Source organism: Mycobacterium sp. 2YAF39 (assembly GCF_052114565.1).
Lineage (GTDB): Bacteria > Actinomycetota > Actinomycetes > Mycobacteriales > Mycobacteriaceae > Mycobacterium.
In genome coordinates, this window is record NZ_JBFREZ010000070.1 from 1 (window position 1) to 366 (window position 366).

Here is a 366-nt window from a genome sequence, read left to right on the forward strand (position 1 = left end):
CCTTCGAGCCGCCGCCCGCCGCCGCGCCGGCCTGGGCCGAGCTGATCGCGCTGGCGCGCGGGCTGATGGCGCCCACCTCGCCGTGGCCGTCGGAGTTCGAGCAGGTGGTGGCGTGGTACCTGCCCCATCTGGAGCGGATTCACGACGATRCCGCCGCGCGGCAGGCCGATCTCCAGCAGATCGAGCGGATTGCGGCCACCTATGCTTCGCGCGAGCGCTTCCTGACCGAGCTGACGCTCGATCCGCCGAGCGCGTCCAGCGATGAATCCGGCGTGCCGTCGCGCGACGATGACTACCTGATCCTGTCCACGATCCATTCGGCCAAGGGCCAGGAGTGGAAGGCGGTCTACGTGCTCAATGCGGTGG

At 69.9% G+C, this 366-nt stretch carries 1 protein-coding gene; it reads left to right on the forward strand.

The features are described 5' to 3' along the window. The coding region (locus AB4Z42_RS28505; RefSeq protein ID WP_442012598.1) for a hypothetical protein at positions 1-366 on the forward strand (366 nt) is incomplete at both ends.